Origin of the sequence: Halohasta salina (assembly GCF_024178165.1) — an archaeon.
GTDB lineage: Archaea > Halobacteriota > Halobacteria > Halobacteriales > Haloferacaceae > Halohasta > Halohasta salina.
On sequence record NZ_JAMZIE010000001.1, the window covers coordinates 291,501 to 316,969 of the forward strand.

Sequence of the window (25,469 nt, forward strand, 5' to 3'; positions counted from 1 at the left end):
TCAGGTCGGCTCGATCCCGGTTTCGTCGACCGGTGGTGTGGCCGCTGTCGCCTGCCGAGAGTCGTCGGTCGACCCCAGTACTGCCTCCAGTAGCTCCGTGGTCGGATCCCCGATCGCCTCCCGAAACCGCGTGAGCCGCCGTTCCCAGATTGCCTCGCGGTCGGTGTCGGCCGCCAGCACCTCGACGGTCGACCGTGCCTCGCCGTCCCCGACGGCGAGGCGAACGAGGTCCCGTGCGGCGAGTTCGTCGACCGGATCGGGAACGGGATCGCCCTCCGCGAGGTGTGCGTAGACGGTTGGAGCCCCACAGAGCGCGCTGCCGACCGCGACCCGCGCCGAATCGGTGACCACCAGCGACGCACCGCAGGCGAGATCTGGCGTCTCCCGCGGTGGCACCGTGATCCGGCTGGCGGCCAGTGCCGGATGTGGGTCGTCGACGTTGTCGACGTACACTCGCCCGACCGTCGCGAGCGTCTCGACCAGCCGTTGTTTCGTTCGCCGACTGAGTCCCTCCTGTGGGGTGTTGTACGGGCTGGCTTTGGCCGTGAACCGGGCAATCGTGTACGCCTCCGGTTCGTCGACGCTGTGGTGCTCCCGAACCGCCTCGTCGGGCGACGACCAGTCGGCGTGGTATCGAGCGGCCGCCCCGTAGAGTTCGGCCGAGATGGCCTCTCCGTCTGCGGTGGTCGGTTCGTTCCACGTGACCAGCCGTGCGCCGGTGAGCCGGCGTGCGGCCCGCACTGCTGGCGTCGACTGGCTGACGATCACGCTCGGATCGAACGCCCGGGTGTATCGACCCAGCCGAACCGTTCCGAACAGTCGTTGGGCAGTCGAACCCAGCGGCGATGGCGGGGACGTCGTGAGCACGGTATGCTCGAACGCGGCCGCTTCGAGTCGCGCGCTCACGGCGTCGTCGTGGCGAACACAGATCCCGACTCGATGGCCGTCGCTCACCAGCGCGGTGATCGCGTGCACCGAGCGGTCGACCTGCGACGGGTGGTCGATACGGAACTGAACGCGCACGGTCAGGACCCCGAGTCGGTCTCGACGATCGGGCTCGGTCGCGCGGCGGTCGACTGCCGGCACGACCGGATGGTCGATGTCAATGGCGGTTGTCCGATAACGATTGCCGCAGCCCACGGAAAGCATGTAGTTAGTATTCACCTACGCCGACAGTTCCGCACCGCTCGGCGGATCCCGTCGGCGCGGTCTACTGCTTCGACCGGTTGCGCCGTCGGTGGTAATCGCCTTACTCGACCGCCTGCCGGTGAACTAGTAGCGAGCGGACCGTTGCAGCGAGCAACCGAGTTCGGTATTTAGATCGCTGGCTCGTCACACCATTGGCGATGGGAACAGTCTGTATCTCGGTCGACGCCGAACTCGGCTGGGGGTTTTTCGACACTGCAGAGCCACCGATGGGGCGTCTCAACCGAGCCGTGTGGGGGTGGAACCAGCTCCGTGAGCTGTGTGATCGCTACGGGATCCCGACTACGTGGGCGGTCGTCGGCCACCTCTGTCTCGACGACTGCGACGGGGTCCACCGCGAGCATCCGCTCGGGGCCGAGCGGTTCGAGCGGGAGCGAACCGAGTGGTCGACCCGGCAGTCCCTCCGGTTCGGCCCGTCGCTGGTCGACGACGTGTTGTCGGCCGACGTCGACCACGAACTCGCCAGCCACTCGTTTTCCCACCCCGACTTTACCGTCGAGTCGACCACCGACGCCGTCGTCCGGGCGGAGCTCTCCCAGTTCGAGGCGGTAACCGACGACTACGGGGTCGACGCCACGTCGTTCGTCTTTCCGCGAAACCACATCGCCCACCGCGAGCTGCTGGTCGACCGGGGGTACCGCTGCTACCGGGATCTCTCGCCGACCCGGCAGCTGGAGCCGCTGGCGCGACGCCAACTGGAGAAACTCCGGCAGACGACGATCGGCTCGCCGCCGCTGGTGCGGCCGCGTATCGACGACCACGGGCTAGTCGCCATCCCCGCCTCGCTGTACCTGTTCGGCTTCGAGGGATGTGGCCGCAACGTCGCCGAACTGGTCGGCACCGATCCCATCGTTCGGCAGGCGATCGGCGGCATCGAGCGGGTCGCAGCTACCGATCGGCTGTTCCACATGTGGCTCCATCCGAACAACGTCACGACGCTGGCGGACGTCGACCGACTCGAAGCGATCTGGCAGCATCTCGCCGCCGCACGCGAGGCCGGTCGAGTCGACGTGATGACGATGGGCGAGATCGCCCGCGACGAACTCGCCGCCGAACCACAGTACGCCTAAGCGTACGCCCTCCGAAACAGCCGGCTACGCCGTGTTGTGTTCGGCGAGCGCCAACTGCCAGCTCGTCGGGTCCTGCAGGTCGTGGCCGTCGACGAGCCACCGATCGTCCTCGCGGCCGTCGATCAGCTTCGTAATCAGGAGCGTCGTCGTGGTCGCCAGCGACAGCGGGAACCGGTCGTCGGGAGCAAAACCGAAGGCGGCCAGCAGTTCTGCCGGAATCGCACCTGGGCGGGCCGACACGAGGTCGACGAACCCGGCATCCGACAGGATCCGACGAAGCAGCGCCGCCAGCGCCGACCGCCGGTATCGGCCGCCGACCAGCGGCACGACATCGGTCAACTGCATCCGTGTCCGTCCGTTCGCGGTCTTGGTGCCGGTGACGATGCCCGCGACGGGCTCCCCGCCGCGGTGGGCCGTGTAGGCACGGTAGGTCCAGCGTGGGTTGTCGAACCGCCACTCGTAGAACGCCCTGCTTCTGACGGCGTGAATCCGGTTCGGCACCGCCGTCTCGTAGAGCTCCTCGAAGGTCTCGCTCGGCACCCGGTCGTGGCAGCGTACGCCGATGTCGTCGCCGCCAGTCGGTGCGGTCAGTCGCTGGCGGGCCGTGTTGTACAGCCGGAGGATCGGTCGACCGGCCCCCGCCAGTCGGGCCAGCCGGTCGTCGTCGACCAGCGACTCGGGACGGTGGATGCGGTGAGAGAGCGCAAACGGACCGACCACTGCACAGCCGAGCTTGAGGTAGCCCGGCCGGGAGTACTGGTTCGGGACGCTGAACTGCACGACGGGCTCCTCGCGGGAGCCGTAGTGGTCGTAGGCCCGCTCGGTCATCCGGGTGAACAACCCCCTGCGTCGGTGGTCGGGGTGAACCATCGTATCACAGGTCTGGACGCCGAGTAGTCGTCGGCTACCGGTTTCGAGCCGAAAGCAGAGGAAGGGGCGTGCGCCGACGAGTTCGCCGTCGGCTTCCGCGACGAAGATCGGTATCTCGTCGACCGCGGGCGGCTCGACGAACCGCCACGCGAACCAGTCGTCGGTCGCCGGACGGCCGAACACCGATTCGTAGAGCGAATCGAAGGCCGCCCGGTCGTCCGGCCTGTAGCGGCGAATCCGATACGCCTCGCGCCCGGTAGTCCGTGCTTCTCGGCTGTCGACCGATGCCATACGCCAACGGCAGCCACCGTCCGGTTTGTTATGTTGCCGTTAGTCTCGTAATCGTGGAGACGGTGGGTAACCGGAGACAGTCGCCGCCGGACGGAATAAAAGGGCAAGACAGTTATCGCCGCCGTGGATTGATACGGGACAATGAGTGTTCTCGCCGAGGCCCGGGCGGTCGTCGAGGCCGGTCCGGTCTGTGACAGCTGTGTCGGCCGCGTGTTCGCCGACCGGAGTTTCGGCCTCTCGAACGCCGACCGCGGCCGGAGCCTCCGGATCGCGGTCGCCCTCGACGACGACGAGCCCTACGAATCGGTCGACCCCGATGAGTGCTGGGTCTGTGAGGGCGAGTGCGGCCGGTTCGACGAGTGGGCCGACCGCGCGGTCGACGCCATCGGCGATCCCGAATTCGGGACCTATCAGGTCGGCACCAAAACCCCGCCGCTGATCGAGGAGAACGACGAACTGCTCCGGATGGACGCCGGGCTCGACGCCGACCGTGGCGAACTGTTCAAATCGAACTTCAACCGCGAGGTCGGCAAACGCATCGGCCAGCAGACCGGGACCGAAGTCGACTTCGGCCGCCCGGACGTCCAGATCACCCTCGACATCACGGCCGACCGCGTCGAAACCAAACTCAACTCGGCGTTCGTCTACGGGCGCTACCGCAAGCTGGAACGCGACATCCCCCAGACCGAGTGGCCCTGCCGGGAGTGTCACGGCAGCGGCCGCAAGGGGAGTCGACCCTGCGACCACTGCGACGGCGAGGGGTATCTCTATCCCGAGAGCGTCGAGCAACTGACTGCGCCGGTCGTCATGGACGTGATGGACGGCACCGAGGCGACCTTCCACGGCGCGGGCCGGGAGGACGTCGACGCCCTGATGCTTGGAACCGGTCGGCCGTTCGTCATCGAGATCGAAGAACCCTATCGACGGACGGTCGACACCGAGCGGTTGGAGGGCGATATCAACGCCTTCGCCGAGGGGAAAGTCGAGGTCGAAGGGCTCCGGCTGGCCGACTACGAGATGGTCGAACGCGTCAAGGAACTCGACGCCTCGAAGACCTACCGCGCGGCCGTCGCGTTCGACGCCGCGGTGACGAGCGAGGAGCTACAGGCGGCCATCGCGGAACTCGACGGCGCAACGATCGAACAGTACACGCCAGAGCGTGTCGACCACCGTCGGGCCGGGCTTACCCGCACCCGCGAAGTGCTCGGCGCCAGCGGCGAACTCGACGATCCCAACCACGCAACCGTCGAGATCCACGGCGAGGGCGGCCTCTACATCAAGGAACTCGTCTCTGGCGACGAGGGCCGCACCGAGCCGAGTCTTGCCGGACTGCTCGGCGTCGACGCGACCGTCACCGATCTCGACGTGACGGCCGTCGAGGGCGTCGACGAACCGTTCGAGCGCGAGGCGTACTTCCTCTAAGTAGCCGGTGATTACCAACACGATGACCACGTTTCGGATCGGCGTCGACGAGGCGGGCAAAGGCCCGGTGTTGGGACCGATGACTGCCGCGGCGGTCCGCGCAGCGGCGGCCGATCTACCGACCGCGGTCGCGGACTCGAAGCGACTTTCGCCTGCCAAACGGGAATCGCTGGCGGCGACGCTACGGGACAGCGAGGCCGTCGACATCGGCCTCGGCGTCGTCACGGTCGACGAGATCGACGATCCGGAGACGGATATGAACGGCCTGACCGTCGACGCACAGGTCCGGGCGATCGCGGCCGTCGCCGAACCGGGCGACGAGGCCATCGTCGACGCCGGCGACGTCTCCGAATCGCGGTTCGGTCGGCGGGTCCGTGAGGGCGTCGCCAGCGAGGGCGTCGAGATCGCAGTCACCGCCGAACACGGGGCCGACGACAGCCACCCGCTGGCTGCGGCCGCAAGCATCGTGGCCAAAGTCGAGCGGGACCGTCGGATGGCCGCAGTAGGATCCGACTACCCCGACTGTGGACCGGTAGGAAGTGGCTACCCGAGCGACCGAACGACGAGGGAGTTCCTCGCGGCCTACGTCGACCGCCACGGCGACCTCCCGGCGTGTGCCCGCCGGTCGTGGTCGACCTGCGAGGACGTGCTGGCAGCGGCCGAACAGACGTCCCTCGGGGAGTTCTGAGGGCTGCTATCGCGGTTCGTCTCCGTCGGCCGACTCGGTGTCGGGTTTCGGCAGTCGACGGATCGTGACGAGGCCGACCAGCAGGGCCACTGCCCCCAGCAGCACGAATGCGGTACCGGAGCCGGCCGTCCCGCCGCCGGCCGCCACGAGCAGGGCCAACACGCCGGTCGCAACAGCACACACCCCGAACACCGCCTTTGAGAGCGCCGACACCACCGGGCCGACCGCTCGGCGAACGCTGCCGGCGGCCTCGTCCGCGCGTGAGTCGGTTGCCATCTACCCACCGTATACACACCGAATACAAAACCTGTCGGTTTCGTCAGACGCATGTTAGACGTTTATCTTGTCTCGGCACGTAGTGTAGGGTATGCGTGATACCGACACCGGCGTCCTCGAATCGACGTACAGAACGGTTACTCCCGGCTACGGTAGTCGCGACGACACTGGGATGGATCTTCTCGGCTGGGTGCTGTTTCTCGGCGTCTTCACACTGCTGTTCCCGTTGATTCCGCTGGCGCTGGCGATCGTCGGCCTCGGCAAGCTCGCAGCGGCCCTCGGCGGCCGGCAGGAGTCGACTTAGTCGGCCAACCCGAGCAGGTCGAACGGCGTGCCGTTGCCCTGCTCGGTCGACCGCGTGTAGACGACGTGGGCGGCGGCGACGTCCTGAATCGCCAGTCCGGTGGAGTCGAAGACGGTGATGCGGTCGGCGGCGGTTCGGCCTTCCGCGTTGCCGACGACGATCTCGCCGATCGAGGCGTGGATGTCGGCGTCGGTGATCGTCCCCTCGCTGTAGGGGACGTTGATCTCCCCGGAGTGGGTCGTCTGTTCGTGGTCGTCGATCACGAGTGTGGCCGCCCGGAGGATTTCGGGATCGAGTTCCTGTTTCCCCGCGGCGTCGGCACCGATCGCGTTGATGTGGGTGTGGTCGCCGACCGCCTCGCGGTCGACGATCGGCGACTCGACCGGCGTGACAGTCGACAGCACGTCACACGCAGCGGCCTCGGCGATCGAGCCGGCCCGGATCTCGAAGCGATCGGCGAAGGCTTCGACGAAGGCGGCCGCGCGCTCGGCGTCGGCGTCGGCGACGACGACCTCCTCGATCGGCCGCACGGCAGCGATGGCCTCGAGTTGGGTGTACGACTGGACGCCCGCGCCGACGATGCCCAACGAGGAGGCCCCTTCGATTGCGAGGTGGTCGGTAGCGACCGCGGCGGCCGCGCCGGTCCGGAGCATCGTCAGCTCGCGGCCGTCCATGATCGCCAGCGGGACGCCCGTCTCCGGATCCGAGTAGATCATCGTCCCGAGCACCGTTGGCAGGTCGTGGTCGGCCCGGTTGTCGGGATGGACGTTCACCCATTTGACGCCGGCTGCGTCCCACCCCTCACCGTCGTCGTCGCGGACGCGGAGATAGGCCGGCATCGACCGGAAGTCGCCGTTGTACTGCGGGAGGTCGACGTAGGATTTCGCCGGCATCCGGGTGTCGCCCCGCTGGTCGGCTTCGAAGGCGGCCTCGACGGCCGCGATCAGTCGGTCGGTCGGCGCGTTCGCCCGGACGTCGTCGCTATCGAGTAGTAGCGTCTGCATGCCGACCGCTTGGCGGCCGCGATATTAACCGGTTGGGAAGGCTTCGCCGTCGGCGAAAAAACGAGTCGATTGTCGCGCGGTACGGGGACGGGGTGTGGCTGTGGCCCGCGTTTACATCGGCGTCACCGAGCGAAGCTCGGTGGCATGTGGGAAAGTCAGTGACCTGACTTTCACATAGCGCCGCCCATGCCACCCATACCGCCCATGCCACCCATGCCGCCGGCACCGCCGGGACCGCCCTCGTCGTCGCCTTTGTCGGTCGACAGATCGCCCGCGGCGATGATGTCGTCGATCTTCAGCACGAGGTTCGCGGCCTCGGTGGCCGAGGACAGCGCCTGCTCTTTGGCGTGGGCCGGCTCGACGATACCCGCATCGTAGGTATCCTCGACGTTGCCGGTGAAGGCGTTCAGGCCGGCGTGGGTGTCGCCACCCTCGTGTTCCGCACGGAGGTCGACCAGCAGGTCGATCGAGTCGAGGCCGGCGTTCTCCGCGAGGACACGCGGAACGAGCTCCAGGGAGTCAGCGAAGGCCTCGACGGCCAGCTGCTCGCGGCCCGACACCGAGTCCGCGTAATCGCGGAGCCGGGAGGCGAGTTCGACCTCGGGGGCACCGCCGCCTGCGAGCACACGACCGTCGGAGACGGTCGCCGAAACGACGTCGATGGCGTCGTTGATCCCACGTTCGAGCTCGTCGACGACGTGGTCGGTCGAGCCGCGGAGCAGGAGCGTGACGCCGTGGACCTCGTCGCCGGTGCCCTCGACGTAGAACAGCTCGTCCTCGTCGTCGCGCTCGACCGAGCCCTCGCCGAGGTCGTCGGCAGTCAGGGAGTCGATGTCGGAGACGACCGAGCCGCCGAGGACGTTCTTGAGGAACTTGATGTCGGACTTCTTGGTCCGGCGAACGGCGAGGATGCCCTCCTTGGCGAGGTAGTGTTGGGCGAGGTCGTCGATCCCCTTCTGACAGAAGACCACGTCAGCACCGCTGTCGACGATCTTTTCGACCTTCTGTTTCAGCTGTTTTTCCTCCTGATCGAGGAAGTTCTGGAGCTGATCGGGCGTCTCGATGGAGACCTGGGTGTCGACGTCGGCCTCCTCGATCTCGATGGCCTCGTTGAGCAGCAGCGTGTCGGCGTCGCCGATCGACGACGGCATGTCGTCGTGGACCGCGTCCTTGTTGATAACCGCGCCGACCAGTAGGTCGGACTCGCCGGCCGAGCGGCCGGTCTGGGTCTCGATCTTGACGTTTTCGAGGTCGACGACGTGGCTGCCGTCGTCGGCTTCGACGGTGACCTGCTGGACCGCGTCGACGACGAGCTGGGCCAGTACGTCCTTTTCGAGCTCCGCGCCCTTGCCGGTCATCGAGGTCTCGGCGACCTTCTTGAGACGCTCCTCGTCGTCGGGGTCGACCGGCTCGGCGATGTTGTCGACTTCCTCGCGGGCCTTCTCGCTGGCGAGGTGGAACCCTTTGATGATCGCCGTCGGGTGGATCTCCTGTTCCAGCAGGTCCTCGGCGTTCTTCAGGAGCTCGCCCGCGATGGCGACGGCGGTCGTCGTCCCGTCGCCGGCCTCGTCCTCCTGTGTCTCGGCGACCTCGACGATCATCTCGGCGGTCGGGTTGTCGATGTCCATCTCGGTGAGGATCGTCACCCCGTCGTTGGTGATGGTGACGTCGCCCATCGAGTTGACGAGCATCTTGTCCATCCCCTTCGGCCCGAGTGTCGAGCGTACGGCCTCGGCGACCGAGCGGGCCGCAGAGATGTTGTACTGCTGGGCGTCCTTGTCCTGGACGCGCTGAGAGTCCTCTCCGAGAATGATCATCGGCTGTCCCTGCTGCATTCGCTGGCTCATAGTACACCGACTGATTGTTTGTGATTCTATATAAAAGCTGTGGTTGCGCGACGGCAGCCCGTCGCCCTCGATCCCCCGTCGACAGTCTCAAACTGGGGGAGGGCTGTACGATCTATGCAATTCATGTGGCCCGCTAACATACGTCTGATCCGTGATTCACCGCGTCTTGGTCGGTCGTTTATATATCGAGCACAGGTCGGTCGTCGACGGCGGCTGGAGCGTTGCCACTGGATGCCATCGGTCGACGGCGACCGGAGCATTGCCACTGGATGTCATCGGTCGACGGCGACCGGAGCGTGTCCACTGGCTCCGGTCAAGCTCCGAAAAAGAGCGCGACGCTCAGCTTTCGAGTTCGTTGGGGTCGGTCAGGAACTCGCTGTCGACGCCCTCGGGCTCCGGCGGCTCGGCAGGTTCGTCGAGGAGCTCCCGTTCGCGGCTGTTGAGCTCCGATTCCAACTGTGCGCGCTTGTTCCGGCCCTTTCGTTCGCGGCCCGCTTTGGTGTCAGGCATAGTTATGCTAACACCACCCATGGTAATGAACCTTCCCCCGGAAGAGGAAACTCGTGGTCGACCGATCGGCTTCGCTCGGCGGTGTTGTTCGTCGTAAAAACGCCAGGACAGGGATTTGAACCCCGGATCCCAAAGGGAACACGCTTTCCAGGCGTGCGCCTTACCACTCGGCCATCCTGGCTTGCATACGCTCATAGCCTGCTGGCGATTTTAAGTCCTTCCCTTCGCGGCCAGCCACGGCTCGGCCAGATACGACACCGTCCCGACGGTGCCGCCGATCGTGAGTCCGATCACGACCATCCCGAGATAGCCCGTCGGCAGCGGGCCGCCGACGATACGGTACCCCTGTGCGAGCACGAGGAACGTCAGCGCACCGATCGCCCCCCACAGCAGGCTCGATTTGGTTCGCCGTCTCACGAGAACGTCGCCACGGCCTCGATCTCAACGTCGACGCCCTTCGGCAGCGACCCCACCTCGACCGCGCTCCGGGCCGGCGGCTCGGCGTCGAAATACGTGCTGTAGGTGTCGTTCATCGCCTCGAAATCCTCGATGTCGGCCAGATAGACGGTCGTCTTCAACACGTCGCCGGCACCGAGTCCCTCCGATTCCAGAATCGCAACCACGTTATCCAGCGCCTGTTTCGTCTGCTCGGCGACCGAGCGGTCGGCGAGCAACTCGCCGTCAGGCGTCAGTGGGATCTGCCCCGCCGTATACAGCGTCGACCCGTCGGTCGTCGCCTGACTGTACGCCCCCACAGCCGCCGGTGCCGCATCCGTGCTGATCGTCCGCTTCATACCCATGGGTGGGCCACCCACGGCATAAGTCCCCGTTGATCGGTCCGAGTGTCGACCACTCCGCGTGGCTGAAAAACCGTTATTCGAGTCGCCACCACATGATCAATCATGGCAATCACGACCGACAGCGACTCAAGCTCGGTGTGCCGACAGTGTGGCTACACGGCAGCCTCGGGAAGCGACGCGTGGAACCGGATCAGCGCACCACCCTTCGGCCGGATCACCCAGTGTCCGGAGTGTGGGAGTACGGACGTGACCAACCGGCAGTAGGCACCGCCTACTGTATGACGACCTCCCGATAGTCACCGTCTACTTTATGACGTCGACCTCGTAGCCGGCAGACTCCAACTCGTCTAGCAGGTCGGCGGCGTGCTGTGGGCCGTGGGTCTCCAACTCGATCTCGACTTCGGTGTCGCTCATCCCGATCTCTCGGGAGGCCCGCTCGTGGTGGATCGCGTAGATGTTGGCCCCGTGGGCGGCGATGATCCCGATCAAGCCCTGTAGTGCGCCGGGTTGGTCCTTGAGGACGGTCGTGATCTTCAGATACCGGCCCATCTGGATCATCCCCCGCAGGATCACCGTCGTCAACACGTTCATGTCGATGTTCCCCCCGCAGAGTGCCGGGACGATCACCTCCCCGTCCGCGTAGTCGAACCGCGCTTCCAACACCGCCGCCAGCGCGACCGCGCCCGCACCCTCGACGAGCGTCTTGCTCCGCTCTAAGAGGAGAGTCACCGCGAGGGCGATCTCCTCGTCGGAGACCGTGACCACCTCGTCGACCCGCTCTTCGATCACTTCGAAGGTCTGCTCGCCGACCGACCGGGTGGCGATCCCGTCGGCGACGGTGTCGACGCGCTCTCGGGTACGGATCTCGCCGGCTTCGAGCGACGCGGGCACACTGGCGGCCCCCTCGGCCTGGACGCCGATGATCCGGACGTCGGGCCGCTGGCATCTGATCGCCGTAGCGATTCCGGCGATCAGCCCGCCGCCGCCGATGGGGACGACGACGGTCTCGACGTCGGGCTGTTGGTCGAGGATTTCGAGGCCGATCGTTCCCTGGCCGGCCATCACTGCCTCGTCGTCGAAGGCATGGACGTAGGTCCGACCCTCCTCGTGTTCGATCTCGTGGGCTCGCGTCTGGGCCTCACTGTAGTCGACGCCGTCGAGGACGACCTCGCCACCGTACCAGCGGGTCGCCTTCACCTTCGAGATCGGTGCGTGTTCCGGCATCACGATCTTCGAGTCGACGCCCGCTCGCGTGGCCGCGAGCGCGACCCCTTGCGCGTGGTTGCCGGCGCTGGCGGTGACGACGCCGGCGTCCCGTTCGGCGTCCGACAGTGTGGCGATCCGGTTTGTCGCCCCGCGGATCTTGAACGCGCCGGTGCGCTGCATGTTCTCCAGTTTCAGAAAGACCTCGGCCCCGGTCCGCTCCGAGAAGGTATGGGAGTATTCTAGGGGCGTCCGCCGGGCGACGGCCGACACCCGGTCGGCGGCCGCTTCGATCGCCGAGAGCGAAAGCATACTCCTTCTCGCCGTGGCGGCCGCTAAGGGATTTCGGTGGGTGTCGAGGGGGAATTGGGGAATGCACGCGTGTGACGTGCAACTGGCATAACGGATGCTGTATACATAAACGTACGCCACGCGGAGTGAAAGTAAAAAACGCATGACTGCGCCGCCCTCAACGCCGGCGTCAGACGGTCGAATGCCGGTCGTCATCGCCGCCGTCCGCCGGGACTGGGGGATCGATGCAGTCGGCTAGGCGTCGGCGATAGCCGACCAGTAGGAGGTTACTACCCCGCTACCGTCGACCGTCCATCGGCCGGTAGGCGGTGACTACTGGTCGGTGGACGCCGGTCCGGTAGATGGGTTTTTGTTCATCCGGGCGAGAGACTCCCTACGAATGAAACGGCTCCCGCTCGTGGTGGTTGCCCTGTTGGTGGCGGCCGTGCTGGTTGTCGGCGTGGCCGCCCCAGTGACAGACACCGCCGGCGTTGCGGCGGCCGACGGCAGCCCGACGGACTCCGTGACGACCGATAGCCAGCCGGTCGGCACCCAGTCGGCCACCGCCGACCGGCGGTCGACGTACACCGCCCAACTCGACGGCGATGCTGCGGCCGCTCCGGGGATGACGAACGTGTTGTGGATCCCCGCCGAGACGATCGACCGCAGCGGCGTCGACCGGCAGCACGCCGATCTGGGGCCTGCAGCGGGGTTCGATACCGACACGACGACCAACCGGCTCGTCACGCGGACGATCGAACGCGAACTCGAGGCCCTCGACGGTCGCGAACGTGAGATCCGCCTCGAGGAGGAACTCGCCGCCGTCGAAGCCGACGTCGACCGGCTCGAAACCAGAGAACGGGCCGCGACCCGCGAGTTCGGCACCGGAGAGACGACCGCCCGCCAGTACGTCACCGAACTGGCGACGATCCACCTGACGGCCGACCGGCTCAGGGATCGCGCCGAGATGCTCGAATCGCAGGCTACCGCCCTCGATTCGAACCCGATCTCGACCGACCGGTTCCGGGCGATCGAGTACGACCTCCGGATGCTCGAAGGGCCGGTCCGCGCCCACGCGGCCGACATCCTCCGCGGGGCAACGCCGCCCGACCGGGTGTTGGTCGAGACCGGTGGCGGGGCGATCACCCTCGCGGCAGTCGACGACGACCAGTACCTCCGGGAGGTCCAGCGTCGTGGCCTCCGCGGGGAGACGGCCGGTGAGGTATCGGCCGACCGGGCGATCGAGATCATCCAGACCGAGTATCCGATCCTCTGGGACCGCGGGACGAGTTGGAGCTCCGATGGGCCCGGATCCGTCGTGATGGTCGGCGTCGAGTTCAGCGGCGGCGAACTCCGGAGCTTCATCGACGGCCCGACCGAACAGCGGTTTATCGAACACCAGCGGCTCCCGCTGTCGATGGTCACTACCGGCGAGACGACGACGAAACAGCAGGACGGACTCAACGTGACTGCCGATCAGACCTACGCTGGCGGCCCGCTTCGGCTCACCGTCACCGACGCCGACACTGGCGAGCCGGTCAATGCGACGGTAACCGTCGGCCAGAACGGCGGTGAAAGCCAGCAGGTCGGCACCACCGACGAGGCAGGGACGCTCTGGCTCCTCAGCCCCCGCGGCCCGTTTACGATCACTGTCCTCGGCGGTGACACCGACGCGGCGTTCGTCGACGTCACTTCACCACCGCCCGAGGCGGTCGCGTCCGGCGAGTAGTCGACGACTACTTTTGTACCATGCCGGGAGCAGCCGGCCGTATGTGGCCCCCGGTTCCGTTCCGCGAGTCCCCGCATCGACACCCAACACGTGGCAGCGCGCCGCTCGTCGGCAGCCTGCTGGTCGTCGGGCTGGCCGTCGTCGTCGCGACCGTCGCGGCGACCGCGCTCGTCGGCGTCGACACCGCCCCCGAACCCGCGCCGACAGCGGCGGTCGAACTGTCGGTCGACGGCGACACGCTGCGGTTTACTCACGAGAGCGGCGACACGCTTGACGTCCGAACGCTGTCGGTTCGGATCCTCGTAGACGGCGAACCACTGGCCCACCAGCCGCCGGTCCCGTTTTTCTCGTCGACCGGGTTCGAACCCGGCCCGACCGGGCCGTTCAACTCCGCGAGCGATCCCGAGTGGTCGGCCGGCGAAACCGCGAGCCTGACTGTCGCGAGCACCAACAGCCCGACGATCGAGTCGGGATCGATCGTCTCGGTGCGACTGACGACCGACGCTGGACGGGTTATCCGGCTCGAAACGGAGGCGTAGCTACTCTTCAGGGACGGCTGCGACCGTCGTAATCGCCTTCGGACTCCCTTGGCTGGCCTGCTGGATGTGGTGTTCGAACTCGTCGTACCCCGCCTCGGTGAACATCCGGTCGGCCTCGCTCTCGTCGTAAAACAGCATGATGGCGTCGGCGAGCTTCTGCATCAGCACCGAGTTGGGGTAGTCGGGACCGACCACCAGTACCCGCCCGCCGGGTTTGGTGACACGTCTGAACTCTTCGAGAGCGTCGACCGGGTTCGGCCAGTACTCGATAGAGCCCGACGACCACAGATGGTCGAAGCTGTTGTCGGCGAACGGGAGCCGTTCGGCGTCGCCACGGTGGAATTTGACATTACTGTGTTTGCCGAACTTGGCGAAGGCCTTCTCCATCTGGTGGATCGACTGGTCGAGACAGTAGACCTCGTCGGTGTACTCCAGGAGGCCTTCGGTGGCAAACCCGGTGCCGCTGCCCACGTCGAGGACGCGGTCGCCCTCCCCCACTGCGAGCCACGACAGTGCCTCGTCCCGCATCTCGTCGTTCCAGATGAACGGGTTGATCGTGTCGTACACCTGCGAGAGATATTTGTAGAACAGGCGGGCCCGGGCCTTGTTCTCGAGGAATCCCATTGTCGACCACACGTACGGGCGGCCGGACAATAACGGTGCGGTTTTCTGATCGGTCCGGCGCTCGTTGGTCGCCGGTCGGTTCCGCAAACACCTTATAGGCAGATACAGCACACACGAACGATTAGTGAGTATGCCGAGACCAGACGTTCTCAAAGAGATCAAGGAGGCCGAAACGCGGGCCGACGAGATCATCGCGGAAGCCGAGTCCGACCGCGAGGAGCGGATCGCCGAGGCCAGAGCCGAGGCCGACGAGATCCGCGAAACCGCCCGGGAGGAAGCCGAGGAGCGAGCCACCGAACGCCTTGCGGAGGCCGAGAAAGACATCGAGGCCCGCCGTGAGGACCTCCTCGAAGAGGGACGTGAGACCCGACGGGCGCTCGTCGACGACGCCAGCGACCGGATCGACGACGCCGTCGACCTCGCCTTAGAACGATTCGAGGAGGCCGTCGATGCTCAGACCTGAGCGGATGAGCAAGGTCTCGGTGGCCGGCTCCAAGCGCGTCTTGGAGTCGACCATCGAGGCGACCCACGAGATGGGGCTGCTCCATCTCTCGGAGTACGACGAGTCGTGGCCGGAGTTCGACCTCGGCCGCTCGTTGGAGGGGGCCGAGGAGGTAAACGAGAAGCTCGTGACCGTCCGCTCGCTGGAAAACATGCTCGGCGTCGCCGCCGAGGATGTCGACGAGCGGATCGTCATCGACGAGACGGCCCTCGACGACGAGCTCGAATCGCTCAGAGCACAGGTCAACGAGCTCGACGACCGCCGCGGCGAACTCCGCGCGCGACGCCGCGAGCTCGACGAGGAGATCGCCGCCGTCGAACCGCTCGTCGACCTCGGGATCGACATCGACCTGTTGGGTGGCTACGATTCGCTCGTCGTCAGCGTCGGCGAGGGCGACCGCACGGCCGTCGAAGCGGCCCTCGAGAACAGCGATGCGGTCGACGTCTTCGAGGTCATGTCGTCGGGCCGCACCCACGCGGTGTTCGCCAAGCCGGCGGCCGACGCCACTGGTGACGTGCTCGCCGACGCGTTGGTCGGCATCGAGTTCGCCACGCTGTCGGTCCCCGACGCCGAAGGGAGTCCCGAGGCCTACATCGAGGAACTCCGGGCCGAGAAGGCCAGCGTCGACTCCGATCTCGAAGCCATCGAGTCCGATCTCGACGAGCTCAGAGCCGAACAGGCGGGTTTCCTGCTGTCGGCCGAGGAGCATCTCTCGATCGAGGCCCAAAAGAAGGAGGCACCGCTGTCGTTTGCGACGACCGACAACGCCTTCGTCGCCGAGGGCTGGATCCCGACCGATCGCTTCGAGGCGTTCGAATCCTCGCTGACTGCGGCGGTCGACGGGCCGCTCGACATCGACGAGATCAAACGCGCCCAGTTCAAGTCCAACGGCGACCACCACGTTGAGGACGCCGACCAGTCGCCGGCCGGCGGCGATTCCCCAGCGGTCGAGGAACCGGCTGCCGCGGATGGCAGCGGCGAACCCGAGGAGGCCCGGGCCGACGGCGGTGTCGTTACCGTCGACGACCAGCCACCGGTGGTTCAGGACAACCCCCGCGGATCGGGGGTCTTCGAGGTGCTTGTCGGTGCGGTCGCCAAACCGAAGTACTCCGAGTTCGACCCGACGTTTCTCGTGTTCCTGACGTTCCCGCTCATGTTCGGCTTCATGATCGGCGACGTCGGCTTCGGGCTGCTGTATATGGCGATCGGCTACTACCTTTACAGCAACTACGACGGTGGTCTCAGCGACATCGGCGGCGTCGCGGTCTGGGCCGGCGGCTTTACGGCCTTCTTCGGGATCCTCTACGACGAGGTCTTCGGGCTCCACCCGCTGTCGGAGCCGATGGCAACGTACCTCGGCCTGCCGGTCCTGCATAAGGGGCTGAAGCCGGAGTACGCCGAGTGGGCACTCGCGTGGTTCGTCGTGAGCGTGCTGATCGGGGTCGTCCACCTCAACATCGGCTACATCCTCTCGTTCGTCGAGGACTTCGAGATTCACGGCTTCAAGGAGGCGCTGCTGGAGAGCGGCTCGTGGATCCTGATGCTCAACGGCTTCTGGCTGTTCGTCTTCAGTGATCTGTTCGCCGGCGCCAAACCCGAGTTCCTGTTTACGGCGTTCAGCGGTGCGCCGTTCCCCTTCGGCTTCGAGGGCTTTTCGCTCCTCGTCGGGCAGGTCGGGCTGGCGGTCACCGGCGTCGGGCTCGTGTTGCTCGCGCTCGGCTCGTGGATCGAGGCCGTCGAGTTCCTCAACATCCTGGTGAACGTGCTGTCCTACACGCGTATCGCCGCGGTGCTGCTCGCGAAGGCCGGCACCGCCTTCGCGGTCAACCTGATCGTCTTCGGGGCCTACAACGAGGGTGGCAACTACCACTTCATCTTCCTCAGTGACCACATCCCCGAGGGCGCCGAGATCATGTTCGGCGGGCTCATGCCCGGCGGCACCCTCGGCTTCATCGCCGGCCTACTGGTGTTGTTGGTCGGCCACTCGGCGGTGTTGGCCCTCGGAATCACGAGTGCCGGCCTCCAGGCGGTCCGACTGGAGTACGTCGAGTTCTTCGGCAAGTTCTACGAGGGCGGCGGCCGGGCCTACCTCCCGTTCGGCTACGACCGCAGCTACACGACGACCGACGAGTAGTCGGTCCGACCGCCCGTTTCGGTCGACACAGCCTTTTGTATTGCCGCTTGAGCCACGGCTGTGAGGCCTTCGCACGAATCGGCCGTTATCGGCCGTATAGAGTGTTCCGCCCAGGTGTTTTGGGAAGCTTTATGATGGGCCTGAAGGCAAATAGAAACTGTTCGGCTACAAGCCAACGCAACCATAGCGGACGAGACACAAAATATGAGTTTGGAACTTGCATCAGAGGTTGGTAATGTTGTACTACAAGCTGGAGAAGCAGGCGGCCCGGCACTCAGCGAACTGGGTGCGGCGGCGATCGCCGTCGGCCTTGCGGCGTTCGGTGCAGGCTACTCCCAGCGAGCGATCGGCGCGGCCGCCGTCGGTGCGATGGCCGAAAACGAGGACCTCTTCGCGCGAGGCCTGATCCTGACAGTACTGCCCGAGACACTCGTTATTCTCGCGCTGCTGGTCGTCATCCTCCTGCTGTAAGCGACGCGCTCCTTTCAACCAATGAGTTTGGAACAAGTCAGAGACGACATTGAAAAAGAGGCCCGCGCGCGTGCGGATGAGATCCGCGCCGAGGCCGAGGAACGTGCCGAGGAGATCGTCTCGGCCGCCGAGGCCGACGCCGAGGAGATCAAGGCCGCCCGTAGCGACGAGGTCGACGCCGAGATCGACCGGAAGCGCGACCAGGCGCTATCGAGTGCGAAACTCGAGGCCAAACAGCAGCGGCTCGAAGCCCGCCGGGACGTCCTCGAAGAGGTATACGAGGAGATCGAGGCGGCGCTGGTCGACCTCGACGACGAGACCCGCGAGGAGCTGACCGGCAGCCTCATCGAGGCCGCGGCCGTCGAGTTCGACGACGACGATAGCGTCGTCGTCCACGGCCGGGCCGACGACGAGGAGCTGCTCGAGGAGCTGCTCGCGTCGTACGACGGCTTTTCGGTCGGCGAGCCGGTCGACTGCCTCGGCGGCGTCATCGTCGAAAGCGAGACCTCCCGCGTTCGGGTGAACAACACCTTCGACTCGGTGCTTGAGTCGGTGTGGGACGACCAGTTGAAGGACATCTCGGCGCTCCTCTTCGAACAATGAGTACGACCGGGAGCTCGAATCCGGAGTACGTCAACGCCCGGGTCCGTGCCCGGCGTGCGGCGCTGTTCAGCGACGACGAGTACCGTAAGCTCGTCCGGATGACCCCCTCGGAGATCGCCCGCTACATGGAGGAATCCGAGTACGAACGCGAGATCAACGAACTCGGGAGCCGACACAGCGGCGTCGACCTCATCGAGTACTCGCTGAACCGGAACCTCGCCAAACACTTCAACGACCTGTTGGGCTTCTCGGAGGGCCGGATGTACGACCTGATCGCCCGGTATCTCCGGAAGTTCGACGCCTGGAACGTGAAGACAATCATGCGAGGCGTCTACTCGGGGGCCGACCGCGAGTCGATCGAGACCGACCTGATTCGGGCCGGCGAGTTCGACGAGTCGTTCCTCGACCGGCTATTGGAGGCCTCGACTATCGAGGACGTGATCACGAGCCTCGACGGCACCATCTTCGGTGACCCGCTGGAGGCGGCCCTCGAAGACTTCGAGGAGACCGACGTGCTGGTCCCGCTGGAGAACGCGGTCGACCGCACCTTCTACGAGGAGCTGTTGGCCGACCTCCCGTCGAGCGAGGCGATCGATCTCTACCGGGAGTTCCTCGAAGCCGAGATCGACTTCCGGAACGCCCGCAACGCCCTGCGGCTGGCCCGCAGCGGTGCGGACATCGATCCCGCGGAGTACTTCATCGAAGGCGGGCGGCTGTTCAACGCTCGGGAACTGGAGGGGCTGGTCCAGAGCCCCGACCAGCTGGTCTCGACGATCCGCGACAGCAGCTACGGCCGTGAGCTCTCGGGACCGCTGGACGAACTGGAGGACGCCGACAGCCTCATCGCCTTCGAGCGCGCTCTCGAATCGGTGTTGCTGAAATACTCCCGGCGGCTGGGCAACGTGTATCCGCTGTCGATCTGCCCGGTCGTCGCCTACATCCTGATGAAGGAACGCGAGGTCGAAAACATCCGTGCGATCGCTCGCGGCCGTGAGGCCGGACTGAGCGAGGCCGAGATCGAAGGGGAGCTGGTGATCCTATGAGCCAGGAAATCGCAGTCATCGGGAGTCCGGAGTTCACCACCGGCTTTCGGCTCGCAGGCGTCCGCGTCTGTGAGAACGTCCCCGACGACCGGAAGGACGAACAGCTCGACGACGCCGTCGAGGACGTCCTCGCCGACGACGACGTGGGTATTATTGTCATGCACGACGATGATATGCCACACCTCTCGCGAGGGACACGGAAGGCCGTCGAGACCAGCGTCGAACCGACGCTGGTGACCCTCGGGGGCGGAGCCGGCAGCGGTGGACTACGCGGACAGATCAAACGCGCCATCGGTATCGATCTGATGGAGGACGAAGACTAACTATGAGTCAAGCAACGCAACAGGACGCCACAACCGGCGTCATCGAAAGCGTCAGTGGGCCGGTCGTCACCGCCCGCGATCTCGACGCCCGAATGAACGACGTCGTCTACGTCGGTTCGGAAGGGCTGATGGGTGAGGTCATCGAGATCGAGGGCAACATCACGACGATTCAGGTCTACGAGGAGACCTCGGGCGTTGGCCCGGGCGAACCCGTCGAAAACACGGGCGAGCCACTGTCGGTCGACCTCGGCCCCGGTATGCTGGATGCCATCTACGACGGCACCCAGCGCCCACTCGACGTCCTAGAGGACAAGATGGATAGTGCCTTTCTCGACCGCGGTGTCGATGCTCCCGGCATCGACCTCGACAAGGAGTGGGGCTTCGAGCCCACCGTCGAGGTCGGTGACGAGGTCAGTGCCGGCGACGTCGTCGGTACGGTCGAAGAAACAGTAACGATCGAACACAAGGTCATGGTGCCGCCGGACTACGAGGGCGGCGAAGTCACCGCCATCGAGTCCGGCGAGTTCACCGTCGACGAGACGGTCGTCGAACTCGACTCCGGCGAGGAAGTGACCATGCACCAGGAGTGGCCGGTCCGACAACCCCGGCCGGCGGTCGAGAAGAAGACGCCGACGAAGCCGCTGGTGTCGGGCCAGCGCGTCCTCGACGGCCTGTTCCCGATCGCCAAGGGTGGGACCGCAGCGATCCCCGGTCCGTTCGGATCCGGGAAGACGGTCACCCAACACCAGCTCGCCAAGTGGGCCGACGCCGACATCGTCGTCTACGTCGGCTGTGGCGAGCGCGGCAACGAGATGACCGAGGTCATCGAGGACTTCCCCGAGCTGGAAGACCCCAAAACGGGCAACCCGCTGATGGCCCGGACCTCGCTCATCGCCAACACCTCGAACATGCCCGTCGCCGCCCGTGAGTCCTGTATCTACACGGGGATCACCATCGCGGAGTACTACCGCGACATGGGGTACGACGTGGCACTAATGGCCGACTCCACCTCGCGGTGGGCCGAGGCCATGCGGGAGATCTCCTCCCGTCTGGAAGAGATGCCCGGCGAGGAGGGCTACCCGGCCTACCTCGCAGCCCGTCTCAGCCAGTTCTACGAGCGGGCCGGCTTCTTCGAGAACACCAACGGGACGACCGGTTCCGTCTCTGTCATCGGCGCGGTCTCGCCGCCGGGCGGGGACTTCTCCGAGCCAGTCACCCAGAACACCCTGCGTATCGTCAAGACGTTCTGGGCACTCGACGCCGACTTGGCCGAACGACGGCACTTCCCGTCGATCAACTGGAACGAGTCGTATTCGCTGTACCGCGACCAGCTCGATCCGTGGTTCGAAGACAACGTCACTGAAGACTGGTCGGAGATCCGTCAGTGGGCCATCGACGTGCTCGACGAGGAGGCCGAACTCCAAGAGATCGTTCAGCTCGTCGGCAAGGACGCCCTGCCGGAGGACCAGCAGCTCACCCTCGAGGTCGCTCGCTACCTGCGTGAGGGCTACCTCCAGCAGAACGCCTTCCACCCGACGGATACGTTCTGTCCGCCGGAGAAGACCTACCTCATCCTCACGGCCATCAAAACGTACAACGACGAGGCCTTCGACGCACTCGATGCTGGGGTGCCGGTCGAGGATCTCGTCTCCCTGGAGTCGACGCCGCAGATCAACCGGATCGGCGTCCAGGAGGACTACGAGGAGTACGTCGAAGAGCTCAAAGAGGATATCACCGAGGAACTGCGGGGGATGTACTAATGAAAGAGTACCAAACCATCAACGAGATCAGTGGGCCGCTCGTCTACGCCGAAGTCGACGAGCCGATCGGCTACGACGAGATCGTCGAGATCGAGACCGAAGACGGCCGCACCCTGCGCGGTCAGGTGCTCGAATCCAACGACGGCCTCGTCGCAATTCAGGTCTTCGAGGGTACCAGCGGGATCGACCGCGAGGCGTCGGTTCGCTTCCTCGGCGAGACGCTGAAGATGCCCGTCACCGAGGACCTGCTCGGTCGGGTCATGGACGGCACGGGCCAGCCGATCGACGGCGGCCCCGAAATCGTCCCCGAGTCCCGCGAGGACATCATCGGCGCGGCAATCAACCCCTACTCCCGGGAGTACCCCGAGGAGTTCATCCAGACGGGTGTTTCGGCCATCGACGGCATGAACACTCTCGTTCGGGGCCAGAAGCTCCCGATCTTCTCGGCATCCGGCCTGCCGCACAACGATCTGGCACTCCAGATCGCCCGACAGGCGAGCGTGCCCGAAGAAGAGGAAGGCGATGACGAGGAGGCCAGCGAGTTCGCAGTGGTCTTCGGTGCGATGGGGATTACCCAGGAAGAGGCCAACGAGTTCATGGACGACTTCGAGCGCACCGGTGCGCTGGAGCGATCCGTGGTCTTCGCCAACCTCGCGGACGACCCCGCAGTCGAGCGGACGGTCACCCCCCGGCTCGCGCTCACCACCGCCGAGTACCTCGCCTTCGAGAAGGATTACCACGTGCTGGTGATCCTCACGGACATGACCAACTACTGTGAGGCGCTCCGAGAGATCGGTGCCGCCCGTGAAGAGGTGCCGGGTCGACGTGGTTACCCCGGTTACATGTACACCGACCTGGCGACGCTCTACGAGCGTGCCGGTCGGATTCAGGGTCGTGAGGGCTCGGTCACGCAGCTCCCGATCCTCACGATGCCCGGCGACGACGATACCCACCCGATCCCCGATCTGACGGGGTACATCACGGAGGGCCAGATCTACGTCGACCGTGACCTCAACAGTCAGGGCGTCCAGCCGCCGGTCAACGTGCTGCCGAGCCTCTCGCGGCTGATGGACGACGGGATCGGCGAGGGCCTGACCCGCGAGGACCACGGCGACGTGGCCAACCAGATGTACGCCGCCTACGCCGAGGGTGAGAACCTTCGGGACCTGGTGAACATTGTCGGTCGTGAAGCACTCAGCGAACGGGATAACAAGTATCTCGACTTCGCCGAGGCCTTCGAGACCGAGTTCATCGATCAGGGCTTCGAGACGAACCGCTCGCTCGAAGACACCCTCGACATCGGCTGGGAACTGCTGAGCCAGCTCCCGAAGGCCGAACTCAACCGGATCGACGAGGACTTCATCGACTCCTACTACGTCGAAGACGAGGGCGAAGCCGTCGAAGCGACCGCCGACTAAGCTATCGACTGTCTTTCGGTTTTTCCACTTTTATTCGTCGACCGCTACCGATTCGAGAGTTACTGGGTCGACCGGTCGATCGTTCCCATCGGTCTCGACGCCGCCGATTTCACGAACGACAGCCATCCCCTCGGTGACCCGTCCGAACACCGAATGGACGTCGTCGAGATGTGGGGTTGCAGTCAGCGTGATAAAGAACTGCGAGCCGTTGGTGTCGGGCCCTGCGTTCGCCATCGAGAGGACGCCCGCACCGTCGTGGCGTAACTCCTCGTGGAACTCGTCGTCGAACTGGTAGCCCGGCCCGCCGCGGCCGGTCCCGGTTCGGTCGCCGGTCTGGATCATGAAGTCCTCGATCACGCGGTGGAACGGGACATCCCGATAGAAGGGTTCGCCGTCGACCGTCTCGCCGGTTTCGGGGTCGACCCACTCTTTATCGCCCGTCGCGAGGCCGACGAAGTTCTCGACCGTTCGGGGTGCGCGGTCGCCGTAGAGTTCGACTACCACCTCACCCCGACTCGTGTTCAGTGTGGCCGTCCGCGGGCCGGAGTCGGTGGTCTGGGTGGTCGAACTGTCGCCCAGACAGCCAGCAAGCGCTCCACCCACGCCCGCGGCTGTCAGCGTCAGCACCCGTCGTCGGCTGTGAGTCATCGGTTCCCTCCTTCGGTAGCAACAGCATAACGATACTGATCGGCGTCGTTAGCCGTCGACTACCACGTCGAATCGGCCGCGCCAGTGGTAGCGTCGACCGCCCCAGACAAAGCTCCGAGATAACCCATAGAGCAACAGCGGGAACTGAGCGATGAGCGCCGGATACGTCAACAGGACGGTCCACCGCCGAACACCGAAGTAGATATACAGTCCCGCCATCAGCAGCGTCGACGCCACTGCCGCCGGCAGCGGAAACAGGAGACAGCAGGCGACATACAGCGTCGACAGCGGGACAGTCACGTTCGGATACGGCGAGAAGTACCGGACGATCTGCATGAACCGGCTGTTACGTTCGAGGCTTTCACGAACTGTGCCGCCGATCTCGACCCGCCGGACGCGCTTGACTGGCGTCACGTCAAGATACGCCCCCAACAGCCCGTCGTCGCTGACCGTCCGCCGGAGGTCGTGTAGAAACGCTGCCTCGTCGAGATCGTCCCGCTCGAAGATCACCGCCCCGCCCCACGGTTTGTTTACGAGCGTCAGTCCCGCGGTCGCCCCCATCACGTACATCGGTTCCATGAGCGTCGACAGCGGGTCGCGGCCGACGAAATACGGCACCTCCGTCGTCGGTCCCTGCCGTTCGTAGTCGCGCTGTAGGTCGGTAAGCCACGCCGGTGGGTGGTGAAAGTCGTCGTCGGTCCAGACCAGCCGGTCGTGGCGCGCGGCCTCCATCGCCGTGGCGATGGCGTTGGCCTTCCCCGAACAGTCCTCCGGCTCGCCGGCAACGAGGAATCGTACGCCGTCGGGCAACGAGTCGCCCGCGCCCGCGACCGGATCGCGTTCACTGTCACAGACGACCAGCAGTTCGTCGTCAGGGCTCAACTGGTCGGCGACTTCGTCGACCACGTCAGTTTCCCTAACGGTCGGTAGAATGACGCTCGTCGGCGGTCTGTCCATACTGAATGTACGCCGACAGTGGGTGTAAGGCCGTCGACAGTGACAGCGACCGGACTCGTCAGGCGCGTCGACACTCGGGCAGAAAGGCAGAGTCGCTTTGTAAGTGGCGTTATAACGAAGCTATATGACCAACGCGCGAATCGGGTTCGTCACCCAGACTCACACCGGAGCGGTCACGCCGCTGGAGTCGATCCAGTGGGCTGCCGAGTTGGGGTACGATTTCATCGAACTCTACATGGACGGTGCCTCCGAACGAACCGGCCTCGATCGGGAGGCGATCACCGCCGCCCTCGCCGAGACCGAGATCGATTGTCTGGTGCATCTCCCGTTCGTCGACCTCGATCTCGGGACGCCTCGCGACAAGGTCCGCGAGGGTTCGATCAGGGAGCTGCGGGCCTGTCTGGACGCGGCTGCGGATCTCGGTGCCGAGAAGGCCGTCGTCCACGCCAGCACCCATGCCACCGCTCCCGAGTGGAGCCAGCGGCGGACCAAACCCCGCATCCTCGCCTCGGTCCGGGAGCTCGAAGCCTACGCGACCGCCAACGGGATCGAGCTCTGTGTCGAGAACCTCCCCGACGACGTGTTCACCATCCGGAGTATCGAGGAGATCCTCGCCGAGACCGACGCCTCGCTGACCGTCGACACCGGCCACGCACGCGTCTCGGGCTGTTCGGCAGCCGACACCGCTGCGTTCCTCGACGACCACCGCGAGCGGGTGTCCCACGTCCACGTCAACGACGCACGGGAGGCCCGCGACGAACACGTCCCGGTTGGCTCCGGGACGACCGACTTCGAGACGATTCTCGAACCGCTTGTCGACGGCTGGAACGGGACCGTCTCCGTTGAGGCCTACACCTTCGACAAGGACTACATGCGCTTGAGTAAGGAGAAACTCGACGCGTGTCTTTCGGCCTGAGGCGGGTCGTAACGCGGCTT

Annotated in this window: 28 protein-coding genes and 1 tRNA gene; 16 read left to right on the top strand and 13 right to left on the bottom strand. The window is 65.6% G+C overall.

The features are described from left to right. Complete coding sequence (locus NKJ34_RS01435) at nucleotides 1-1,023, bottom strand: hypothetical protein (protein ID WP_253736477.1); 1,023 nt, start codon at nucleotides 1,021-1,023, stop codon at nucleotides 1-3. A 323-nt stretch (nucleotides 1,024-1,346) separates the two neighbouring features. On the opposite strand from NKJ34_RS01435, the gene NKJ34_RS01440 reads away from it, so the two are divergent. After that, complete coding sequence (locus NKJ34_RS01440; protein ID WP_253736478.1) at nucleotides 1,347-2,276, top strand: polysaccharide deacetylase family protein; 930 nt, start codon at nucleotides 1,347-1,349, stop codon at nucleotides 2,274-2,276. A 24-nt stretch (nucleotides 2,277-2,300) separates the two neighbouring features. On the opposite strand, the gene NKJ34_RS01445 is transcribed toward NKJ34_RS01440, so the two are convergent. Next, nucleotides 2,301-3,437, bottom strand: a complete 1,137-nt coding sequence (locus tag NKJ34_RS01445) for a GNAT family N-acetyltransferase (protein ID WP_253736479.1) — start codon at nucleotides 3,435-3,437, stop codon at nucleotides 2,301-2,303. Nucleotides 3,438-3,578: 141 nt separating this feature from the next. Here NKJ34_RS01445 and NKJ34_RS01450 point away from each other — a divergent pair, with 141 nt between their 5' ends. Together NKJ34_RS01450 and rnhB are read left to right on the top strand one after the other, a co-directional pair. After that, nucleotides 3,579-4,859: a tRNA pseudouridine(54/55) synthase Pus10 gene (locus NKJ34_RS01450; RefSeq protein ID WP_253736480.1), complete on the top strand. Its 1,281-nt coding sequence runs from the start codon at nucleotides 3,579-3,581 to the stop codon at nucleotides 4,857-4,859. A gap of 22 nt (nucleotides 4,860-4,881) precedes the next feature. Further along, nucleotides 4,882-5,547 (top strand): ribonuclease HII, encoded by a 666-nt coding sequence (rnhB, locus tag NKJ34_RS01455; RefSeq protein WP_253736481.1) that lies wholly within the window; start codon nucleotides 4,882-4,884, stop codon nucleotides 5,545-5,547. A 6-nt stretch (nucleotides 5,548-5,553) separates the two neighbouring features. Here the strand turns inward: rnhB and NKJ34_RS01460 are convergent, their stop codons facing one another. Next, a complete protein-coding gene (locus NKJ34_RS01460; protein ID WP_253736482.1) occupies nucleotides 5,554-5,823 on the bottom strand; it encodes a hypothetical protein in 270 nt (89 codons plus the stop codon). Between the two features lie 91 nt (nucleotides 5,824-5,914). On the opposite strand from NKJ34_RS01460, the gene NKJ34_RS01465 reads away from it, so the two are divergent. Further along, a complete protein-coding gene (locus tag NKJ34_RS01465) occupies nucleotides 5,915-6,127 on the top strand; it encodes a DUF7535 family protein (protein WP_253736483.1) in 213 nt (70 codons plus the stop codon). Here NKJ34_RS01465 and NKJ34_RS01470 read toward each other — a convergent pair. From NKJ34_RS01470 to NKJ34_RS01495, 6 genes are all read right to left on the bottom strand, one after another. Further along, nucleotides 6,124-7,131 (bottom strand): ornithine cyclodeaminase family protein, encoded by a 1,008-nt coding sequence (locus NKJ34_RS01470; RefSeq protein WP_253736484.1) that lies wholly within the window; start codon nucleotides 7,129-7,131, stop codon nucleotides 6,124-6,126. The two genes, NKJ34_RS01465 and NKJ34_RS01470, sit on opposite strands and share 4 nt — an antisense overlap. A 170-nt stretch (nucleotides 7,132-7,301) precedes the next feature. Further along, the gene (thsB, locus tag NKJ34_RS01475; RefSeq protein ID WP_253736975.1) at nucleotides 7,302-8,948 is read right to left on the bottom strand and encodes a thermosome subunit beta; all 1,647 of its coding nucleotides are present in this window, start codon (nucleotides 8,946-8,948) and stop codon (nucleotides 7,302-7,304) included. Between the two features lie 369 nt (nucleotides 8,949-9,317). Continuing rightward, nucleotides 9,318-9,488: a hypothetical protein gene (locus tag NKJ34_RS01480; protein ID WP_253736485.1), complete on the bottom strand. Its 171-nt coding sequence runs from the start codon at nucleotides 9,486-9,488 to the stop codon at nucleotides 9,318-9,320. Between the two features lie 100 nt (nucleotides 9,489-9,588). Continuing rightward, a tRNA-Ser gene (locus NKJ34_RS01485) sits at nucleotides 9,589-9,669 on the bottom strand. Nucleotides 9,670-9,698: 29 nt separating this feature from the next. Then, nucleotides 9,699-9,905 carry a DUF7981 family protein gene (locus NKJ34_RS01490; RefSeq protein ID WP_253736486.1) on the bottom strand — a complete coding sequence of 69 codons (207 nt, stop codon included), beginning with the start codon at nucleotides 9,903-9,905 and terminating at the stop codon, nucleotides 9,699-9,701. Next, complete coding sequence (locus tag NKJ34_RS01495) at nucleotides 9,902-10,282, bottom strand: Rid family detoxifying hydrolase (protein ID WP_253736487.1); 381 nt, start codon at nucleotides 10,280-10,282, stop codon at nucleotides 9,902-9,904. Before NKJ34_RS01495 ends, NKJ34_RS01490 begins: the two co-directional genes overlap by 4 nt. A gap of 108 nt (nucleotides 10,283-10,390) precedes the next feature. Here NKJ34_RS01495 and NKJ34_RS01500 point away from each other — a divergent pair, with 108 nt between their 5' ends. Then, nucleotides 10,391-10,552: an anaerobic ribonucleoside-triphosphate reductase gene (locus NKJ34_RS01500; protein WP_253736488.1), complete on the top strand. Its 162-nt coding sequence runs from the start codon at nucleotides 10,391-10,393 to the stop codon at nucleotides 10,550-10,552. A gap of 39 nt (nucleotides 10,553-10,591) precedes the next feature. Here the strand turns inward: NKJ34_RS01500 and ilvA are convergent, their stop codons facing one another. Next, entirely contained in the window at nucleotides 10,592-11,803 is a 1,212-nt protein-coding gene (gene ilvA, locus NKJ34_RS01505; protein WP_253736489.1) for a threonine ammonia-lyase, read from the bottom strand. A gap of 379 nt (nucleotides 11,804-12,182) precedes the next feature. Between ilvA and NKJ34_RS01510 the strand changes: the two genes are divergently transcribed. After that, nucleotides 12,183-13,511: a DUF7096 domain-containing protein gene (locus NKJ34_RS01510; protein ID WP_253736490.1), complete on the top strand. Its 1,329-nt coding sequence runs from the start codon at nucleotides 12,183-12,185 to the stop codon at nucleotides 13,509-13,511. Nucleotides 13,512-13,552: 41 nt separating this feature from the next. Then, a complete protein-coding gene (locus tag NKJ34_RS01515; protein WP_256488528.1) occupies nucleotides 13,553-14,050 on the top strand; it encodes a type IV pilin domain-containing protein in 498 nt (165 codons plus the stop codon). Here NKJ34_RS01515 and NKJ34_RS01520 read toward each other — a convergent pair whose 3' ends face one another. Further along, the gene (locus NKJ34_RS01520) at nucleotides 14,051-14,674 is read right to left on the bottom strand and encodes a methyltransferase domain-containing protein (protein ID WP_253736491.1); all 624 of its coding nucleotides are present in this window, start codon (nucleotides 14,672-14,674) and stop codon (nucleotides 14,051-14,053) included. A 130-nt stretch (nucleotides 14,675-14,804) separates the two neighbouring features. Here NKJ34_RS01520 and ahaH point away from each other — a divergent pair, with 130 nt between their 5' ends. The 8 genes from ahaH to NKJ34_RS01560 all read left to right on the top strand — a co-directional run bounded on the left by ahaH (nucleotide 14,805) and on the right by NKJ34_RS01560 (nucleotide 22,928). Further along, entirely contained in the window at nucleotides 14,805-15,137 is a 333-nt protein-coding gene (gene ahaH, locus NKJ34_RS01525; RefSeq protein ID WP_253736492.1) for an ATP synthase archaeal subunit H, read from the top strand. Next, nucleotides 15,124-17,310: a V-type ATP synthase subunit I gene (locus NKJ34_RS01530; RefSeq protein WP_253736493.1), complete on the top strand. Its 2,187-nt coding sequence runs from the start codon at nucleotides 15,124-15,126 to the stop codon at nucleotides 17,308-17,310. Before ahaH ends, NKJ34_RS01530 begins: the two co-directional genes overlap by 14 nt. Before the next feature lie 204 nt (nucleotides 17,311-17,514). Then, nucleotides 17,515-17,781, top strand: a complete 267-nt coding sequence (locus tag NKJ34_RS01535) for a F0F1 ATP synthase subunit C (protein WP_253736494.1) — start codon at nucleotides 17,515-17,517, stop codon at nucleotides 17,779-17,781. A gap of 21 nt (nucleotides 17,782-17,802) precedes the next feature. After that, nucleotides 17,803-18,384, top strand: coding sequence for a V-type ATP synthase subunit E (locus NKJ34_RS01540; RefSeq protein ID WP_253736495.1), 582 nt, complete (start codon nucleotides 17,803-17,805; stop codon nucleotides 18,382-18,384). Continuing rightward, entirely contained in the window at nucleotides 18,381-19,427 is a 1,047-nt protein-coding gene (locus NKJ34_RS01545) for a V-type ATP synthase subunit C (RefSeq protein WP_253736496.1), read from the top strand. Before NKJ34_RS01540 ends, NKJ34_RS01545 begins: the two co-directional genes overlap by 4 nt. Then, the gene (locus NKJ34_RS01550; protein ID WP_253736497.1) at nucleotides 19,424-19,750 is read left to right on the top strand and encodes a V-type ATP synthase subunit F; all 327 of its coding nucleotides are present in this window, start codon (nucleotides 19,424-19,426) and stop codon (nucleotides 19,748-19,750) included. Before NKJ34_RS01545 ends, NKJ34_RS01550 begins: the two co-directional genes overlap by 4 nt. A gap of 2 nt (nucleotides 19,751-19,752) precedes the next feature. Beyond that, a complete protein-coding gene (locus NKJ34_RS01555) occupies nucleotides 19,753-21,510 on the top strand; it encodes an ATP synthase subunit A (RefSeq protein WP_253736498.1) in 1,758 nt (585 codons plus the stop codon). Beyond that, nucleotides 21,510-22,928: an ATP synthase subunit B gene (locus tag NKJ34_RS01560; RefSeq protein ID WP_253736499.1), complete on the top strand. Its 1,419-nt coding sequence runs from the start codon at nucleotides 21,510-21,512 to the stop codon at nucleotides 22,926-22,928. The genes NKJ34_RS01555 and NKJ34_RS01560 overlap by 1 nt, the downstream gene beginning before the upstream one ends. 30 nt (nucleotides 22,929-22,958) lie before the next feature. Here the strand turns inward: NKJ34_RS01560 and NKJ34_RS01565 are convergent, their stop codons facing one another. Beyond that, nucleotides 22,959-23,576 (bottom strand): peptidylprolyl isomerase, encoded by a 618-nt coding sequence (locus tag NKJ34_RS01565; protein ID WP_253736500.1) that lies wholly within the window; start codon nucleotides 23,574-23,576, stop codon nucleotides 22,959-22,961. Between the two features lie 48 nt (nucleotides 23,577-23,624). Continuing rightward, nucleotides 23,625-24,533, bottom strand: coding sequence for a glycosyltransferase family 2 protein (locus tag NKJ34_RS01570; protein WP_253736501.1), 909 nt, complete (start codon nucleotides 24,531-24,533; stop codon nucleotides 23,625-23,627). Nucleotides 24,534-24,657: 124 nt separating this feature from the next. On the opposite strand from NKJ34_RS01570, the gene NKJ34_RS01575 reads away from it, so the two are divergent. Next, the gene (locus tag NKJ34_RS01575) at nucleotides 24,658-25,449 is read left to right on the top strand and encodes a sugar phosphate isomerase/epimerase family protein (protein ID WP_253736502.1); all 792 of its coding nucleotides are present in this window, start codon (nucleotides 24,658-24,660) and stop codon (nucleotides 25,447-25,449) included. The last annotated feature ends 20 nt before the right edge of the window (nucleotides 25,450-25,469 follow it).

Bases quoted from the DNA above. Each gene is read 5' to 3' on its own strand.
- NKJ34_RS01440 (WP_253736478.1), top strand. From the start codon at position 1,347: ATGGGAACAGTCTGTATCTCGGTCGACGCCGAACTCGGCTGGGGGTTT.
- NKJ34_RS01445 (WP_253736479.1), bottom strand. From the start codon at position 3,437: ATGGCATCGGTCGACAGCCGAGAAGCACGGACTACCGGGCGCGAGGCG.
- NKJ34_RS01450 (WP_253736480.1), top strand. From the start codon at position 3,579: ATGAGTGTTCTCGCCGAGGCCCGGGCGGTCGTCGAGGCCGGTCCGGTC.
- rnhB (WP_253736481.1), top strand. From the start codon at position 4,882: ATGACCACGTTTCGGATCGGCGTCGACGAGGCGGGCAAAGGCCCGGTG.
- NKJ34_RS01460 (WP_253736482.1), bottom strand. From the start codon at position 5,823: ATGGCAACCGACTCACGCGCGGACGAGGCCGCCGGCAGCGTTCGCCGA.
- NKJ34_RS01465 (WP_253736483.1), top strand. From the start codon at position 5,915: ATGCGTGATACCGACACCGGCGTCCTCGAATCGACGTACAGAACGGTT.
- NKJ34_RS01470 (WP_253736484.1), bottom strand. From the start codon at position 7,131: ATGCAGACGCTACTACTCGATAGCGACGACGTCCGGGCGAACGCGCCG.
- thsB (WP_253736975.1), bottom strand. From the start codon at position 8,948: ATGATCATTCTCGGAGAGGACTCTCAGCGCGTCCAGGACAAGGACGCC.
- NKJ34_RS01480 (WP_253736485.1), bottom strand. From the start codon at position 9,488: ATGCCTGACACCAAAGCGGGCCGCGAACGAAAGGGCCGGAACAAGCGC.
- NKJ34_RS01495 (WP_253736487.1), bottom strand. From the start codon at position 10,282: ATGAAGCGGACGATCAGCACGGATGCGGCACCGGCGGCTGTGGGGGCG.
- NKJ34_RS01500 (WP_253736488.1), top strand. From the start codon at position 10,391: ATGGCAATCACGACCGACAGCGACTCAAGCTCGGTGTGCCGACAGTGT.
- ilvA (WP_253736489.1), bottom strand. From the start codon at position 11,803: ATGCTTTCGCTCTCGGCGATCGAAGCGGCCGCCGACCGGGTGTCGGCC.
- NKJ34_RS01510 (WP_253736490.1), top strand. From the start codon at position 12,183: ATGAAACGGCTCCCGCTCGTGGTGGTTGCCCTGTTGGTGGCGGCCGTG.
- NKJ34_RS01515 (WP_256488528.1), top strand. From the start codon at position 13,553: ATGTGGCCCCCGGTTCCGTTCCGCGAGTCCCCGCATCGACACCCAACA.
- NKJ34_RS01520 (WP_253736491.1), bottom strand. From the start codon at position 14,674: ATGGGATTCCTCGAGAACAAGGCCCGGGCCCGCCTGTTCTACAAATAT.
- ahaH (WP_253736492.1), top strand. From the start codon at position 14,805: ATGCCGAGACCAGACGTTCTCAAAGAGATCAAGGAGGCCGAAACGCGG.
- NKJ34_RS01530 (WP_253736493.1), top strand. From the start codon at position 15,124: ATGCTCAGACCTGAGCGGATGAGCAAGGTCTCGGTGGCCGGCTCCAAG.
- NKJ34_RS01535 (WP_253736494.1), top strand. From the start codon at position 17,515: ATGAGTTTGGAACTTGCATCAGAGGTTGGTAATGTTGTACTACAAGCT.
- NKJ34_RS01540 (WP_253736495.1), top strand. From the start codon at position 17,803: ATGAGTTTGGAACAAGTCAGAGACGACATTGAAAAAGAGGCCCGCGCG.
- NKJ34_RS01545 (WP_253736496.1), top strand. From the start codon at position 18,381: ATGAGTACGACCGGGAGCTCGAATCCGGAGTACGTCAACGCCCGGGTC.
- NKJ34_RS01550 (WP_253736497.1), top strand. From the start codon at position 19,424: ATGAGCCAGGAAATCGCAGTCATCGGGAGTCCGGAGTTCACCACCGGC.
- NKJ34_RS01555 (WP_253736498.1), top strand. From the start codon at position 19,753: ATGAGTCAAGCAACGCAACAGGACGCCACAACCGGCGTCATCGAAAGC.
- NKJ34_RS01560 (WP_253736499.1), top strand. From the start codon at position 21,510: ATGAAAGAGTACCAAACCATCAACGAGATCAGTGGGCCGCTCGTCTAC.
- NKJ34_RS01565 (WP_253736500.1), bottom strand. From the start codon at position 23,576: ATGACTCACAGCCGACGACGGGTGCTGACGCTGACAGCCGCGGGCGTG.
- NKJ34_RS01570 (WP_253736501.1), bottom strand. From the start codon at position 24,533: ATGGACAGACCGCCGACGAGCGTCATTCTACCGACCGTTAGGGAAACT.
- NKJ34_RS01575 (WP_253736502.1), top strand. From the start codon at position 24,658: ATGACCAACGCGCGAATCGGGTTCGTCACCCAGACTCACACCGGAGCG.